Here is a 16,410-nt window from a genome sequence, read left to right on the forward strand (position 1 = left end):
GCAATTAAAGCGTTTGTCAGCGATGCCCCTTCATACCACTCTGAGCGTCACTGCTTTGGAGTGATTCATGGTTAATTACGGACTGTTTCTGATTCTGGCTACCCTGACCGTGCTCAGCCCCGGCCCGGGGGTGGTGCTGACGATTTCCAACGCTTTGCGCCATGGTTGGACCGGTTCGTTGCCCGGCATCTTTGGTATCGCGCTGGGGGCATTTGTGGTGGCGGGTATCTCCGCCACCAGTGTCGGGCTGATCCTCGCCACGTCAGCCACCGCGTTCACCGTTCTCAAATATGTCGGTGCGCTGTACCTGTTGTACCTTGGGGTCAAGATGTGGCGGGTGAGGGGGTTCATCCCGGAACTCAATGTCACGTCGTCGCGTCCGTGGCGACGATTCGCCGGAGCGCTGTCGATTCAGCTATTGAATCCCAAGGCAGGCTTCTTCTTTCTCGCGGTATTCCCGCAGTTCATCAAGTCGGGGGACAACTACTACAGTCAATTTTTCCTGCTGGTGTCTTCCTATGGCTTGCTTGTCGTACTGGTTCATACCGGATATGCGTTCATGGCCAACCGTGCTAGGGGTTGGCTCTCCACAACCAGGGGCGCAGGCATTGTTGGCAAGCTGTCGGGCATCACCTTTTTCTGTTTTGGCGTACTGATGGCTTCCGCCAGCAAATGAGCGGACTCGGATAAAGCTTCTTGCTATCCTGACGCCCCTCTTTCATGGACGAATACTGAGACCCTCCATGGCTAACCACGCTTCCTCCTCCACCGGGAAGATATTGCTGGGCTTGCTGTTTGCCCTGATAGGTATCGGACTGTTGGTCATTGCTGTCAATCTCACCCTTGATCGCCGCGAGTTTCTCTCCCGCGCGCAGGCTGCCGATGGCGTCGTCAGCCGCCTGAATGCCGGCGGTTCGCATCCTGAAATCGCCTTTACCAGCGTCGGCGGTGAAGCAATCTCCTATCCCCAGGGCGGGATGATCTTCGGCTATCAGCCAGGGCAGTCGGTACGCGTGTACTACTTGCCCGAACAGCCCGTCGGCAGCGCTGTCATCGACGATCCGGGTGCGCTCTGGGGACCGTCCGGGCTGCTGGGATGCCTCGGTCTGATGTTCGCGTTTGCTGGTTTGTCCAAAACCATTTTCCAGTATGGTCGGCGCGTTTCATTCAAATAAAAGGATTTTGAACCTATGAGCTACAACATCCCAATTCCGCTCAACGAGAGTCGTTGGGTGTACCAGACCGCCAGCGGTGGCGGACTGACCGTGGCCGTGGTTGCCGGCAGTGGTGGTTCGATCATTCTGCGCTCGCCCCAAGGTGAAGACGTCAGCTACCGCTACGGTGGTGTCGGGGTAGGAGCCGGCTTTGGTGCCCGGCTGCCGCGCTTTGGCAAGGTCAATATCCAGATAAAAGGCAAGAGTGTAGGAGCGGCCGGCGCAGCCGAGGCGTTTCCCAGCTTCGGCAAGGTATTTGTCAGCGATGCCTTGGCCGGACGCGACCTGACGAGTGATGACATCACCGGCCCCTGCCTATACACCGAAGTGGCAGGCGGACTGGTCGTCGGTGGTTCTGCCACGGCGCTGTTGTTCGGGCTCGATCCCAAGTTGCTGGCGTTGTCGGTGGCCTTGAGTGCCAGCCCGGCCACATCGATCATTGCTTCCAGCACGGTCAACCGGCAGCTGATGCAATCAGCCAAGGGCGCCCTGGTCATGGCGGGCATGAACGCCGGTGTACAGGCCGGTGGTGGGGCGGCGATCTATATTGGCTATCTGTTCTAACCCGCCATAAAAAACTGTGGGAGCGAGCCTGCTCGCGATGGCGGTGTTTATTCAGCTGGCATTGATGCCGACTGTTGCGCCGCTATCGCGAGCGGGCTCGCTCCCACAGAGTTCGTGCTCATGTCGAGCCACTGCAGCGTCCATGAGCCCATGAAAAAGCCGCGAATCAACGCGGCTTTTTCATGACTTCAAAAAGCCGCCCGTCGAGCGCTGCTGGCACCGACTTGTCGCTCTACTAGAGTGACGGGTCCACCCCCCTTAAAGGATTAAGACATGGCAACTACTGATAGCACGACGGTCAGTACCCATTCCGTGAGAAGTGGCCCAGGCACCGTCCAAGTCGATCTCACCGGCCAGCTCGACGATAACCAGAGCATCATTATCCAGCCGGACGGCAAGATACTGGTCGGGGGGTATACCGAATACCTGGCATGGGGTTACCCCGGGGCGCCCGGCGAAGAGAGTTACGGCTACGAACAGAACCATTCCGTTATCCGCCTCAACGCGGATGGTAGCCTGGACACCAGCTTCCATGATGGCGGCGTCGATATCGTACCTGCCGAGGTAGCCCCGGCGTCGCGCTATGAGCTGACGGCGGTGCAGTCCGATGGCAAGGTGCTCATTGCCATTGCGCAGGACACCAGCGTACAGGTGCAGCGCTTCAACAGCGACGGGACGCGCGATACTTCCTTTGGTCAGAACGGCGCCATTACCGTCGACATCAGTCATGCGTTCAAAGACATCGACCTGACGGCCAATGTGGATGGCACTTTCCAGATCAGCGCCCGTGGGCTTGATCAGGCCACCGTGTCCTGGATCGGCAATGACGGCGCTTTCGTCGAGGGCTTTGGCGACAATGGCGTGCTGACCGTCAGTATTCCGGAAGACGCCTTCTACAACGGCGGGATTTCCACTGCAGTGCAGGCTGACGGAGGTGTTGTGGTCGGGGCTGCATACAATGCCGCCGGTGCAGGGGATCCGACATACGCCCTGCAACGCTTCAATCCCGACGGTCAGCTGGATACCCATTTCGGTGACAACGGTGTCCTCTACCTGAGCCCTGCCATGGGGTTTGGCGAAGACTCGGTGATCACCCTGCAAACGGACGGCAAAATCGTCGTGATGGGCCATGGCGAAGGTGACACCTTGGCCACCGTGGTGCGGCTAAACCCTGACGGCTCCTTCGACACTGGCTTTGGCACCAACGGCACGGTGACCTTCGAGGCCGGCACGCCTGCGGCTTTGACGGCACAAGCCGATGGTAAGATCGTGGCCGCCGGTACGAACAACGGCGATTTCAGCGTCATCCGCTTGAACGCGGATGGCAGTGTCGACACCAGTTTCGGCAGCCAGGACGGCAAGCTCCATGTGGACGGATACGCCGGTGAGGAAATCCTGCAAGGTACCGATGCCGCCGAAATCATCCATGGCCTGGCCGGTGATGACGTGCTCCAGGGCAACGGCGGGCGCGACGTTCTGCAGGGTGGTGCTGGCGCCGACATCTTCCGCTTCGCCGAGCTGAGCGACAGCTACCGCACCGGCACGCAAAACGGTAGCGACCGAATCCAGGACTTCGACGCCTCCCAGGACCGCATCGACCTGATTGCCCTGGGCTTCACCGGAATCGGTGACGGCCATGACGGCACGTTGGCCATCCAGGCCAGCGCAGATGGCACGCGTACCTACCTCAAGAGCTACGACGCCGATGCCTCCGGGCAACGCTTCGAACTGGCCTTGGACGGCGACTGGGTGGGGCAATTGAACAGCACCAACCTGGTGTTCACCGCGCCTACCGTCGAGGGTACATCTGGCAAGGATACGATCAGCGGTTCTGCCTTATCGGAAATCATCTATGGCCTGGACGGCAACGACCGCATCAACGGCGGCGCTGGAGCGGATGTCATCATTGGTGGCAGGGGCGCCGACCATCTGAACGGCGGGGACAGGAGCGACATCTCGCTATGGACCGATAACCATCAGAACGATGACGTGTTTCGCTACACCTCCACCGAGGACAGCTATCGTACTGAAAGCCAGAGCTTTGCCGACCTGATCGAAGGCTTCACGGTTGACGACCGGATCGATGTGTCGGCCCTGGGTTATACCGGCTTTGGAGAGGGTACGGATAACACGCTGAAGGTGGTCTACAACCAGGCCCTGGACCGCACGTACCTGACGGACGCGGAAGCGGACGCACAGGGGCACTTATTCCAGATTGGGCTTGCCGGCGATTGGCGGGAAAGCCTTGACGAGGAACACATGATCTTTGCTCCCGACGCCGGGATAGGGCTGGTCGGGGTAGTGCCCGAGGTCGATCCAGGACATCTGTTGTCCTGATGCCCTGGGGGATGGTCGCGTGGCAGTGGGGAGCTGCCACGCGACAAACCGTCGATGTTGCTTTGGTTCTGGTTTGAAGGTTCCAAGGAGATCTATCGTGCAGCGTGGCTCGGCCCGTATAACCACACAGGATGTGTTGGCGGAGCGCTTACCCATTTTAATGCGGGTTAGTGGTCGCTCCGTTTCAGCCCGGCCAGTTGGTCAGTATCTAGCGTGGGGACAGCGTAGCCCATCGCAATGTGTTTCCTCCCTACGCTCACTAACGTCGCGCGCTACGACGAGACTGGCAAAATGCCACGCTTGTTGCTATTTTTTGACGTATCGAAAGTTAGACTTGCTACCGGACCATCCGCAGACGTAGCTGTATCTGCCCAATTCGCTACGGAGAAGGAAACCCGGAGTATGTACATTCCATCGTTTGCGCGAAGCCCGGCGCCGCGTTTTTCATCTCTTCTAAAGTTTTTAATTGCTGTAGTCATTTCGCTGAATTTGTTTGCTCATCCCGCGCAAGCCGAAGACCGCGAAAAGACATTTCGTTATTTCCCTTCTGGGCCCATCTATGAATACCGTTGGAAGCTCCTGGAGTTGGCGCTTTCGCACACACAGGCTACTGATGGCCGCGCCCGTCTCGTTCCCTATGCGCAGGAGGTTACTCAGAATCGCGGCATGGAGTTGCTCCAGACAGGACAGATCGATGTCATCGCGCTGGGAACCAACGCCGAGCGCGAATCCCTTATGCTGCCGATCAAGATCGATATCTTGCGTGGTCTTGTCGGCTTCCGATTGCTCTTGATTCGTGCTGCCGATCAACCTCGTATTGCGCAGATGGACGAACAAGCGCTTCGCAAGCAACTGACATTCGGCCTCAACAGTCAGTGGGCCGATGTACCCATCATGCAAGCCAGTGGCTTTACGGTGGTTACCTCGACCAGCTATGAAAATCTTTTTGGCATGCTTGCAGCTGGGCGCTTCGACGCGTTCCCGCGTGGGTTGAATGAAGCGGCTCGTGAACTTGAAGAGCACAAGGATCAATACCCTCAACTCGTCATTGAAAACAGCAAGGCGCTGTTCTTCCCTTATCCGGTGTATTTTTGGGTCAACAGGAGTGACACCGCACTGGCCCGGCGAATCGAACTTGGACTCAATCTTTCGTTGAAGGACGGGTCCTTTCGCAAACTGTTTGAAACTTACCATGCAAAGGAGATTGCCGCGCTTGCCAGGGAACATCGGCAGGTCATCCATCTCGACAATCCCGTTCTGCCTGCCAAAACGCCAGAACCGGATACCCTTTGGTGGTGGAAATAAAATGCAAGTGACGGGGCGGGAGTAGACGGATGTTTGCTGCTCAGACGCTTTTCAGGCGACTGCTATACACCATGTTCCCATGGTATCTCTTGATTGCTCTGGGTATGACGGGAACGCAGTTGAGCATCCAATATTTCAGCGTCAGCAGGGATATCAGTGATGATTTAGCCTCTCTGAACAGGACCATCAGCCCCAGCGTCACCAATGCCGTATGGGAACTGGATAAGGCGCAACTCATGAGTATCGTCACAGCTCTGCGCCAGAACGCTATCGTCAGCGGTGTCCAGGTAGTCTCCAGTGGGGGGGAGGTTCTGGCGGTCTCTGGCCATGTGCCAAGCGGCATGAAAGAGGGGCAGACTCTTTTCCCCGCCAGGTTCCGCCAAGCCGAACTTCCGCTCACATCGCCTGGGCAGAAAGGCGAGCAGAATGTGATCGGGGTTCTTAAGATGTATTCGGATCGCAGTGTGCTATGGAGCCGTACAAAATACGCCTGCCTGTTCATTCTGCTCAATTCCATCGTCATTACCTCTGCACTCTGGTTAATCATTCTCTGGGCCATTCGTTATCGATTGTCCAATGCCGTTACCCGTGTTTCCCAGGCTGTGACGAACTGGCGTTTCGGGCCGGACAACGCGCCCGTGGAGAGAGTCCAATATCCCTATAAAGACGAACTCGGCGAGTTGGTAAATGCCTTTAACGAGAGTCGCAGTCGACTCTTCGATTCGTTGCAGGCGCTTAACCAGCTCAATCACAATCTCGAAGGCATCGTTGCCGAGCGAACTGAAGAGTTGCTCCTTGCCAAGGAGGAAGCGGAGCGGCTGACTCAGGTCAAGAGTGATTTCCTGGCTAACATGAGCCACGAGATTCGCACCCCGATGAACGCTATTCTCGGCATGCTCTATCTTGTCTTGAAAAGGGATGTGCCACCGGCCTTGCGTAGCCAACTGGTCAAGGTGCAAACGGCCGCCCATTCACTGCTGGGGGTTATCAACGACATTCTTGATTTTTCCAAGGTCGAGGCGGGCAAGCTTAAACTCGAACAGATCGAGTTCGGGTTGGATTCAGTGTTGGAACAACTGACGGATGCCATTGCCTTCCAGGCCGAAGATAAAGGTATCGAGTTTCTTATTCGTCATGACCCCACCATTCCCACGCGCTTGTTGGGCGATCCATTGCGCCTGGGCCAAGTCCTCCTGAATTTATGCGGGAACGCTGTAAAGTTCACAGAAAAAGGCGAGGTGGAGTTAGCGTTCCACAGCCTGGGCATTCGTGACGACATCCTGCATATGCAGATTAGCGTGCGCGACACGGGCATTGGCATGAGCCCGGAAACGCAGCGTCATCTCTTCGAAAAATTTACACAAGGCGACTCATCCACGACGCGAAGATTTGGTGGCACCGGCCTTGGACTGGCCATCAGCAAGAGTCTGACCGAATTGATGGGAGGGCGGATCTGGATTGAAGACTCGCAACCAGACAAAGGCAGTACGATCAGTTTCACCGTGCAGTTGCCCGTCGCTCGCCAAGCACAGGCGCATCAACGAGAACTGGTCGAGCAGACCGGGCCATTGCTTAAGGGCATCCGCGTCTTGCTCGTGGATGATAATGCCGTCTCTCGTGAAATCCTTGCCGAAATGTTGCGTTTCTTCCAATTGGAGGTTGTCACCGTTGCCAGTGGCCCTGCCGCCCTCACTGAGCTGCAGGCCTCAACCGCCGAGCCCTATGATCTGGTCCTGATGGACTGGCGCATGCCTGGCATGAATGGCGATGAAACCACCCAGCGCATTCGCCGTGATATTGGGTTGCCTCGCCTCCCCAAGGTCATCATGATCACCGCTTATGGCCGCGAAGATGTCTTGCGCCTGGCCGAGCAGGCCGGTGTGGACGGGTTCTTGATCAAACCGGTCTCACCTTCAGTGCTGCTTGACTCGATTCTTTCAGTTCTGGGACGTGGCCGCATTCTCGGAATGGATGCCCAGAGTAGACCCGCATCGCTCAGGCCAGCGAATAGCAATCAATTGGCGGGCGCACACATACTGGTCGTCGAAGACAACGATATCAACCGGGAATTCGCCACCGAGTTGTTGCACAGCGAAGGCATGGCAGTGGACGAGGCGGTGAATGGGCAGGAGGCTCTCGACAAGGTCCAAGGTAATAGTTATGACGCGGTATTGATGGATATCCAGATGCCAGTGATGGATGGGCTGGAATCAACCAGGCGCATTCGGGCGTTGGGTGATGTACCTGGTGGAGAACGCTTTGGTGCGCTACCGATCATTGCCATGACAGCGTTGGCGATGGTACAGGATACCCAGGCCAGCCATGATGCGGGAATGAACGATCACATTACCAAACCGATTGCGCCAGATCGTCTGATGATCGTACTTGCCAAGTGGATACAGTTACCCATCCGGCGTAGCGATCAGCCTCCGGTGCTCGATGTTGTGAAATCGCCGACGAGTAGCTTGCCTGCCGATCTGCAGGCGATGGTCCATGTCAATGCTCAGGATGGTTTACGCCGTATTGGCGGCAGGGCAGATGGCTATCGAAAACAGCTGCGGCGATTTCGCCTGCATTACGCTGATGCGATCCTCAAGATCCGGAGCTCTGTTGCAAGCGGCGACAAGCACGGCGCGGAGACATTCTGTCATTCACTCAGGGGCGTTACTGGAAATATCGGGGCCCAGCGGCTGTATGACATCGTTAAAACCATCGACGACCAGCTCAAGCAGGACATTTTCCCTGATGATCGCATCCTGGAGGAGGCTGAAGGCCTCCTGCAGCACGTGCTACGTGAGATCGATGGGATTGGCGAAGTTGATTGCCCTGCCCAGTCGAGTGTCGACGCCCCCTTATCACAGCCATTGCTGGACGCGTTACTGAGCCAGCTCGCACAGGCCCTGGAATCGGATCTTGGTGCGGCAGAACCCATACTCGCTCAATTGCTCAAGGGGACGCGCGGAACCCGGATCGAGCAGGAAATATCCGCCATCGCCGCCTTGATCGATGATTTCGAAATTGACGCGGCACATACCCGATTACAGCGCCTGAATAGGGTCGACCCGGATACATCTTTATGAACGAACTCGCTCCCAACAACAAACGTGCCCGTATTCTGATCGTCGATGATATTCACGAAAACCTGCATGTCTTGATGGGAATGTTGCGCGACGATTTTTCTCTGTGTGCCGCCACCAACGGTGAAAAAGCGCTTGAACTGGCGAACCGCCAACCGCAGCCAGATCTGATCCTGCTGGATATCAAGATGCCGGGAATGGACGGCTACTCCGTTCTTTCCGCACTCAAGCTTGATCCTTGCACCACGAGTATTCCGGTGATTTTTGTGACCGCCCTGGCCGATGCCATGGATGAGGCGCGAGGCCTTGCGATGGGCGTCGCCGATTACATCACCAAGCCGTTCAGCCCTGATCTGCTCAAGGCGCGCATTCACAATCAGCTTGAGCTCAGACGTTTTCGGCAGAATCCCATCCGTTTCGATATAGCAACGCCCGCAGACCCTGCCAATCGGCCATCGCTATTGGTCGTTGATGACATCCCGGACAACATCCATGAGCTACTCGAGGCGCTCAAGGATGACTACCGCATCATGGTTGCACGCACCGGCGCGCAGGCGCTGGATGCCGTTCAGGGCGCCGCGCCCCCAGACCTTGTGCTTCTTGACGTCGTGATGCCTCGCATGGACGGCTATGAGGTATGCAAACGCATCAAGGCAACGCCGGTAGGCAGCCGAATCCCTATCATCTTTGTCACGGTCATCAATGCTGCATCAGAAAAAGTCAAAGGCTTCGAGATCGGGGCTGCCGACTACATCACCAAACCCTTCGATATCGACGAAGTGCGCGCGCGTATTCGCACTCATCTGGAGTTGGCCCGACTTCATCGTTTTCTGGAGGATCTGGTGGCGCAGCGTAGTGCATTGCTGCAACTGACTGAAGACAAATATCGCATTCTTGCCCATCGTGACCCCCTGACTGGCTTGCCAAATCGCGTGCTGTTCGCCGAATTACTGGATCACGCGATTCTGCAGGCGGAGCGCGATCAGTCTCATTTTTCCTTACTCAACATAGATCTGGATAACTTCGCGACGATCAATGAAAGCCTCGGTCACAAGTTGGGTGACCAGTTGCTGATGCAGGTAGCACAGCGGTTGCAAAGCCTGTTGCCCGAGAGCGATAGCATTGCCCGCATTGCTGGTGATGAATTCAACATTATTCTGGAGCAAGTCGATGTTCCAGTGGACCTGATGTCCCAGCGCATCATCAATGCGTTGGCAGAGCCATTCATACTGGGCAAGCAGAATGTTTACATCGGTGCCAGCATTGGAATTACGCTCTATCCCGATGATGGCACCGATTCCGAGACGCTGCTCAGCAATGCCGACGCCGCACTTCATAGAGCTAAAGAGCAGGGGCGGGGAACATTGTGCTTTTTCTCGCCAGAGATGACTCACCGAGCCAAGCGGCGTTTAAAACTCGAAGTAGAGTTGCGCAATGCCCTTGAGCAAGGAGAGCTGCGGGTTTACTACCAGCCTCAGGTTGATCTGGACACCGGTAATATTGGCGGTCTTGAAGCCTTGGTCCGCTGGCAACATCCCGAGCGCGGGATGATCTCTCCGGGCGACTTCATCCCCCTTGCAGAGGAAAGTGGCCTGGTCATTCAACTCGGTGATTGGGTGTTGCGTGAGGTCTGCCAGCAAATCAAAATCTGGTCAGAGGCAGGTCTCGCGCCGCGTCAAACAGCGGTGAACATTTCTGCCGTTCAGTTAAGCGCGGGTAATCTGGCTAGGTCCGTCAGAACTGTCTTGGCGCAAACCGGCATCAATCCCAATCAGCTTGAGCTGGAAATCACCGAAAGTTATGTAATGGTGGACCGGGATCAGTCATTCAAGTCGCTGAGCGAGCTCAAAGCTCTGGGGGTCCGGCTGTCCATCGATGATTTCGGAACGGGTTACTCTTCGCTGGGCTATCTGCAGCAACTGGAAGTGCACAGGCTCAAGATTGATCTCTCCTTTGTCCGCGACATGACGACGAACACGGGCAACGCTTCTATCGTCAAGGCCATTATCGCGCTGGGGCATAGCCTCGGACTTGAGGTGGTTGCCGAAGGTGTCGAGCACCCAGGCCAAGCGCGGTATCTGCGATCCATGCACTGTGATCTGATCCAGGGTTACCTGATCAGCCATCCCATGCCTGTTGAAGACACTGAGCGCTTTCTTTCTTCCTATCAGCCAGCGGATGTCCTACTTGAACATGAAACAGCCTCTACGTTGTTGCTGGTGGACGACGACTTGGGCATTTTGTCTTCGCTCAAGCGTCTGCTGCGTCACGAGAACTATTTCATCCTCACCGCGACGAGTGCCCAGGAAGCGCTCACGCTTCTGGCGGAACATCAGGTTGGTGTAATCATTGTTGACCAACACATGCCAGGCATGAGTGGCACGGAGTTACTCGCATGTATTCGGACCATGCACCCCCATACCGTCCGAATGGTCCTGTCAGGCTGTACCGCTGTCGATAACGTGACCGAGGCAATCAACCGCGGCGAGATCTACCGTTTTCTGACCAAGCCCTGGCAGGAAGCAGAGTTGATCGAGACTGTTCGCGAGTCTTTTCGCCACTACCGAACGTTGACCGAGGAAAGCCGTAGGGCCTGATGTGCATTTCAGGGAAGATGACGCAGCAGTCAGCAAGCTATAGAAACGAAGAAGCCCCGAAAATCGGGGCTTTTACGTGCTTTTTAGGAGTCCGAGGTAATCTACAGAAATCTCCTGAAATGCTATCTACGATTTAGACGTTAAAGCGGAAGTGCATCACGTCGCCGTCTTTGACGACGTATTCCTTGCCTTCCAGACGCCATTTACCGGCTTCCTTGGCACCGGCTTCGCCCTTGTACTGGATGAAGTCGTTGTAGGCGATCACCTCGGCACGGATGAAGCCTTTTTCGAAGTCGGTGTGGATCACGCCAGCGGCTTGCGGTGCGGTGGCACCGACGCGCACGGTCCAGGCGCGGACTTCTTCGACACCGGCGGTGAAGTAGGTCTGCAGGTGAAGCATTTCATAGCCAGCGCGGATCACACGGTTCAGGCCAGGCTCTTCCAGGCCCAGGGCCTCGAGGAACATGTCTTTCTCTTCGCCGTCGTCCAGCTCGGCGATTTCCGCTTCGATCTTGTTGCAGACCGGAACCACCACGGCGCCTTCTTCTTCGGCGATGGCCTTGACCACGTCCAGGTGCGGGTTGTTCTCGAAACCGTCTTCGGCGACGTTGGCGATGTACATGACCGGCTTGGTGGTCAGCAGGTGGAAGCCCTTGATCACCAGTTTCTCATCGGTGCTCATGTTCTTCATCAGGCTGCGTGCAGGCTTGCCTTCGGTGAAGTGAGCGATCAATTGCTCCAGCAGGCCTTTCTGGACCACTGCGTCCTTGTCGCCACCCTTGGCGTTGCGGGCGACTTTCTGCAGTTGCTTCTCGCAGCTGTCGAGGTCGGCGAAGATCAGTTCCAGGTCGATGATCTCGATGTCGCGCTTCGGGTCGACGCTGTTGGAGACGTGAATCACGTTCTCGTCTTCAAAGCAGCGCACCACATGGGCGATGGCGTCGGTTTCACGGATGTTGGCCAGGAACTTGTTGCCCAGGCCTTCACCTTTAGAGGCACCGGCCACGAGGCCCGCGATGTCGACGAACTCCATGGTGGTCGGCAGGATGCGCTTGGGGTTGACGATGGCCGCCAGTGCGTCCAGGCGCGAGTCCGGCATCGGCACGATACCGCTGTTCGGCTCGATGGTGCAGAAGGGGAAGTTCTCGGCCGCGATGCCGGATTTGGTCAGGGCGTTGAACAGGGTGGACTTGCCGACGTTAGGCAGGCCGACGATGCCGCAATTGAATCCCATGGTGTTTCCCCTCGGTAAGAGTCAGGCCTTCTGGCTGTGCAGGTTTTTCATCGCGCGGTTCCATTCACCGGCGAGGATATCCGGCAGCACGCCGAGGGCAAAGTCGATGCTGGCATCGAGTTTTTCCTGTTCGGCGCGAGGCGCGCGACCCAGGACAAAATTTGAAACCATGCTGGCTACGCCCGGGTGGCCGATGCCAAGCCGCAGGCGGTAAAAGGTATTCTGATTACCCAGCTGCGCGATGATGTCGCGCAACCCGTTGTGACCGCCATGGCCGCCGCCCTGCTTGAGCTTGGCGACGCCCGGAGGCAGATCGAGTTCGTCGTGGGCCACCAGGATTTCTTCAGGCTTGATGCGGAAGAAGCCAGCCAATGCCGCCACGGCCTGGCCGCTACGGTTCATGTAGGTGGTGGGAATCAACAGGCGAACATCCTGACCTTGATGCGAGAAGCGTCCGGTCAGGCCGAAATACTTGCGATCGGCCGCCAGGCTGACGCCTTGTGCGTGCGCGATGCGCTCAACAAAAAGGGCCCCTGCGTTATGCCGGGTCTGTTCGTATTCGGTGCCTGGATTTCCCAGGCCAACGATCAGTTTGATGGCAGTCACGATAGGGGCCCTTCCTGGAGTGTGGATAACGTCGCGATCAGATGTAGCGACAGTGGACGAACAATGCGGATCTACCGTTAAGTAAACTTCGCGTTACCGCCCGCTGTCTCGCTACGTTCCAGTCCGCGATGTTTTCCGGTCACTCCGGCGACAGAGTGAAATTACTCTGCAGCGCCTTCTTCGGTAGCTTCTGGAGCAACACGTGGAGCGTGGACGTTGGCAACAGCCTTGTCATCACCGTGTGCCAGGGCAACGAACTCAACGCCTTTAGGGGCCTTGAGGTCAGACAGGTGAATGATCGTGCCGACTTCGGCGTCAGCCAGGTCGACTTCGATGAATTCAGGCAGGTCTTTCGGCAGGCAGGACACTTCCAGCTCGGAAGTCACGTGCGAGATTTCGCCGCCTTTCTTGACCGGGGCAGCTTCGTTGATGAAGTGCACTGGAACGGTAGCGGTCAGTTTCTGGCCAGCCACGACGCGAATGAAGTCAGCGTGCATGATGAACTGCTTGGCCGGGTGACGCTGCATCGCTTTAACGATGACGTTCTGCTTCTTGCCATCAACGTTCAGCTCGATCACGTGGCTGAAAGCAGCCTCGTCTTCGAACAGCTTGGCCACTTCTTTGGCCAGCATGGTGATGGACTCAGGGGCCTTGTCACCACCGTATACAACGGCAGGAACCTGGCTGGCGAGACGACGCAGGCGGCGGCTCGCACCTTTCCCCAGGTCGGTACGCGCTTGGGCGTTCAGGATGAAATCAGTCATTTTGTATCTCCAAAATAGCCATTCCGGGTGACGTCTGCGACCGACGTCAAAGCGGATGGGCAAAAAAGCCCCGCCCCAACATGAGTGTTGGGGCGGGGCGCTTTTCGTCAACGGGATGTCATGTAAGGGCAGGGCCCTTAGCGGAACATCGCGCTGATCGATTCTTCATTGCTGATGCGGCGAACCGCCTCGGCAACTACCGGTGCGATATCCAGTTGACGGATACGTACACAGGCTTGTGCGGCAGCGGACAGCGGGATGGTGTTGGTCACCACCAGCTCGTCCAGCACGGAATTTTCAATGTTCTCGATTGCCCGACCCGACAGCACAGGGTGTGTGCAGTAGGCAAAGACCTTGGCTGCGCCATGCTCTTTCAAGGCCTTGGCCGCGTGGCACAGGGTGCCGGCGGTATCGACCATGTCGTCGACCAGGATACAGGTACGCCCTTCGACGTCACCAATGATATGCATCACTTCGGAGTGATTGGCTTTCTCACGGCGTTTGTCGATGATACCCAGATCCACGCCCAGGGATTTGGCAACTGCCCGTGCACGCACGACGCCACCAATGTCCGGGGACACGATCATCAGGTTCTCGAAGCGCTGATCTTCAATGTCATCCACCAGGACTGGGGAGCCGTAGATGTTGTCTACGGGAATATCGAAGAAACCCTGGATCTGGTCAGCATGCAGGTCAACCGTGAGCACACGATCGATGCCGACGACGGTGAGCATGTCAGCCACGACTTTCGCGCTGATTGCTACACGCGCGGAACGCGGACGGCGATCCTGGCGGGCATAACCAAAGTAAGGAATAACAGCAGTGATACGAGTAGCCGAGGAACGGCGGAAGGCATCAGCCATCACGACGAGTTCCATCAGGTTATCGTTGGTCGGAGCGCAAGTCGGCTGAATAATGAAGACGTCTTTACCGCGGACGTTTTCATTGATCTCGGCAGTGATTTCGCCGTCGGAGAACTTACCGACAGAAATGTCACCGAGAGGGATATGCAGCTGACGTACGACACGCCGAGCCAGATCGGGGTTAGCGTTCCCCGTAAAGACCATCATCTTGGACACGCGCAGTACCTGAAGGCTGAGGGTATACCTGGATGAGTATAGGAAAATGGCAGGGGCGGCTGGATTCGAACCAACGCATGGCAGGATCAAAACCTGCTGCCTTACCGCTTGGCGACGCCCCTGTATCTGTTGCTGCGAGTGCCCAGCACTCGATTCCTTTTAGAGCAGACTTTGCAGCTTGCGATGCAACATCGAAACGTTGCTTCCTTTCGCTACAAACCCTGTAAGGGTCTCTGTCAGAAGGGCCGAGACTTTATCAGCTTCAGCTTTGCTTGGGAAGCCCCCAAACACACAACTTCCAGTTCCGGTGAGTTTTGCTTCGGTAAATTTACCTAACAAATTCAAAGCGTTACGAACATCTGGATAACGCCTTGCTACCACCGGTAAGCAGTCATTTCGACTGTTTCCCTTGGGAACGGGGCGCACTTTAATGGGAGGAGAGTTACGTGTCAACAGTGGATCTGAAAAAATTTCTGCTGTACTTACAGAGACTTGCGGCACGAGTACCAGGTACCAGGGTTCCTCGGGCTCTACGGGCGTGAGTTTCTCCCCTACGCCTTCGGCAAAAGCCGCGTGGCCACGCACGAAAACCGGCACGTCGGCCCCTAGCGTCAGGCCCAGCGCCGCCAGGCGGTCGACGTCCCAATCGAGCTGCCACAGGTGATTGAGCCCAAGCAGGGTCGTTGCCGCGTTCGAGCTGCCGCCACCGATACCGCCACCCATGGGCAGGATTTTTTCGATCCAGATGTCGATGCCCAGCGAACAACCGGATTGCTCCTGGAGTTTTCTTGCAGCCTTGACGATCAGGTTGCTGTCGTGGGGAACGCCTTCGAACTCGGTGTGCAGGTGGATGACACCATCCTCGCGCACTGCGAAGGTGATTTCATCGCCGTAGTCCAGGAACTGGAAAATCGTCTGCAGCTCGTGGTAACCGTCCGGACGACGACCCAGGATGTGCAACATCAGGTTGAGCTTGGCCGGGGAGGGCAGGGTCAGGCGCGCAGCGGTCATGTCATTGCCCCAGCTTGCGTGGCTGCCATTGCTTGATCACCAGCGTGACATCCAGGTCGCTGCCGTGCAGCTTGATCCGCTCGGGCAGCCAGTAGCCGTTCTGCTGGGCATAGCTGAGGTATTCGATCTGCCAGTCATCCTGTTCCAGGTTGGAAAGGCGGCTGTCGGCGTCGAGGGTCAACCGGCTCTTGCTGTCTGGCGCCGGCAGCCCGCGCACCCACCAGGTCAGGTGGGAAACCGGCAATTTCCAGCCCAGTTGCTCTTCCAGCAGGGCTTCGGGCGTGGGAGCCTCGTAGCGGCCCTGGTTGGCGACTTCCAGCGAAACCTGCCCTGGCCGGCCGGTCAGGCGCGCCGCGCCACGTCCCAGCGGCCCGGACAGGCGGATGTCGTAGTAGTCCTGGCGTTGCAGCCAGAACAGCGTGCCGCTGCCCGAGTCCTTCGGCGCGCGGATGCCGATCTTGCCGTCGATCTGCCAGCCGTCGAGGCCACTCAGTTGTGCCTTGTGTTCGCGCCACTGGGCCGGGTTGCCGTGGCCCTGGACGGATTCGCGGGCGCCGAAGCCCGCACAGCCGGCGAGCAGGGCGATGAAGCTGAAAACGATGATGTGGCGCAAAAACATGAT

13 protein-coding genes and 1 tRNA gene are annotated in these 16,410 nt (G+C 57.1%); 7 read left to right on the forward strand and 7 right to left on the reverse strand.

The annotated features are described in order from the left end of the window. Positions 1-67: 67 nt before the first annotated feature. The 7 genes from FGE05_RS10930 to FGE05_RS10960 all read left to right on the forward strand — a co-directional run bounded on the left by FGE05_RS10930 (position 68) and on the right by FGE05_RS10960 (position 11,094). The gene (locus FGE05_RS10930; RefSeq protein WP_139644791.1) at positions 68-676 is read left to right on the forward strand and encodes a LysE family translocator; all 609 of its coding nucleotides are present in this window, start codon (positions 68-70) and stop codon (positions 674-676) included. Between the two features lie 67 nt (positions 677-743). Beyond that, positions 744-1,175: a DUF3592 domain-containing protein gene (locus FGE05_RS10935; RefSeq protein WP_139644793.1), complete on the forward strand. Its 432-nt coding sequence runs from the start codon at positions 744-746 to the stop codon at positions 1,173-1,175. Positions 1,176-1,190: 15 nt separating this feature from the next. Beyond that, the gene (locus FGE05_RS10940) at positions 1,191-1,778 is read left to right on the forward strand and encodes a hypothetical protein (protein ID WP_139644795.1); all 588 of its coding nucleotides are present in this window, start codon (positions 1,191-1,193) and stop codon (positions 1,776-1,778) included. 273 nt (positions 1,779-2,051) lie between these two features. Further along, positions 2,052-4,115 carry a calcium-binding protein gene (locus FGE05_RS10945; RefSeq protein ID WP_139644797.1) on the forward strand — a complete coding sequence of 688 codons (2,064 nt, stop codon included), beginning with the start codon at positions 2,052-2,054 and terminating at the stop codon, positions 4,113-4,115. Between the two features lie 402 nt (positions 4,116-4,517). Continuing rightward, complete coding sequence (locus FGE05_RS10950; protein ID WP_139644800.1) at positions 4,518-5,420, forward strand: ABC transporter substrate-binding protein; 903 nt, start codon at positions 4,518-4,520, stop codon at positions 5,418-5,420. 29 nt (positions 5,421-5,449) lie between these two features. Then, a complete protein-coding gene (locus tag FGE05_RS10955; RefSeq protein WP_139644802.1) occupies positions 5,450-8,500 on the forward strand; it encodes a response regulator in 3,051 nt (1,016 codons plus the stop codon). After that, positions 8,497-11,094 carry an EAL domain-containing protein gene (locus FGE05_RS10960; protein ID WP_139644804.1) on the forward strand — a complete coding sequence of 866 codons (2,598 nt, stop codon included), beginning with the start codon at positions 8,497-8,499 and terminating at the stop codon, positions 11,092-11,094. The genes FGE05_RS10955 and FGE05_RS10960 overlap by 4 nt, the downstream gene beginning before the upstream one ends. Before the next feature lie 133 nt (positions 11,095-11,227). Here the strand turns inward: FGE05_RS10960 and ychF are convergent, their stop codons facing one another. The 7 genes from ychF to lolB all read right to left on the reverse strand — a co-directional run bounded on the left by ychF (position 11,228) and on the right by lolB (position 16,407). Next, positions 11,228-12,328 (reverse strand): redox-regulated ATPase YchF, encoded by a 1,101-nt coding sequence (gene ychF / locus FGE05_RS10965; protein ID WP_139644806.1) that lies wholly within the window; start codon positions 12,326-12,328, stop codon positions 11,228-11,230. Positions 12,329-12,349: 21 nt separating this feature from the next. Beyond that, complete coding sequence (gene pth, locus FGE05_RS10970) at positions 12,350-12,934, reverse strand: aminoacyl-tRNA hydrolase (protein WP_024778155.1); 585 nt, start codon at positions 12,932-12,934, stop codon at positions 12,350-12,352. Between the two features lie 161 nt (positions 12,935-13,095). Next, positions 13,096-13,698: a 50S ribosomal protein L25/general stress protein Ctc gene (locus FGE05_RS10975; RefSeq protein ID WP_024778154.1), complete on the reverse strand. Its 603-nt coding sequence runs from the start codon at positions 13,696-13,698 to the stop codon at positions 13,096-13,098. 137 nt (positions 13,699-13,835) lie between these two features. Continuing rightward, complete coding sequence (locus FGE05_RS10980) at positions 13,836-14,777, reverse strand: ribose-phosphate pyrophosphokinase (RefSeq protein ID WP_003205529.1); 942 nt, start codon at positions 14,775-14,777, stop codon at positions 13,836-13,838. A 47-nt stretch (positions 14,778-14,824) separates the two neighbouring features. After that, positions 14,825-14,899, reverse strand: a tRNA-Gln gene (locus tag FGE05_RS10985). A gap of 37 nt (positions 14,900-14,936) precedes the next feature. Next, positions 14,937-15,788 carry a 4-(cytidine 5'-diphospho)-2-C-methyl-D-erythritol kinase gene (gene ispE / locus FGE05_RS10990; protein WP_139644808.1) on the reverse strand — a complete coding sequence of 284 codons (852 nt, stop codon included), beginning with the start codon at positions 15,786-15,788 and terminating at the stop codon, positions 14,937-14,939. A 1-nt stretch (position 15,789) separates the two neighbouring features. Further along, a complete protein-coding gene (gene lolB, locus FGE05_RS10995; protein WP_139644810.1) occupies positions 15,790-16,407 on the reverse strand; it encodes a lipoprotein insertase outer membrane protein LolB in 618 nt (205 codons plus the stop codon). Between the last annotated feature and the right edge of the window lie 3 nt (positions 16,408-16,410).

The organism is Pseudomonas sp. ICMP22404 (genome assembly GCF_006227205.1).
In the GTDB taxonomy this organism is placed as follows: domain Bacteria; phylum Pseudomonadota; class Gammaproteobacteria; order Pseudomonadales; family Pseudomonadaceae; genus Aquipseudomonas.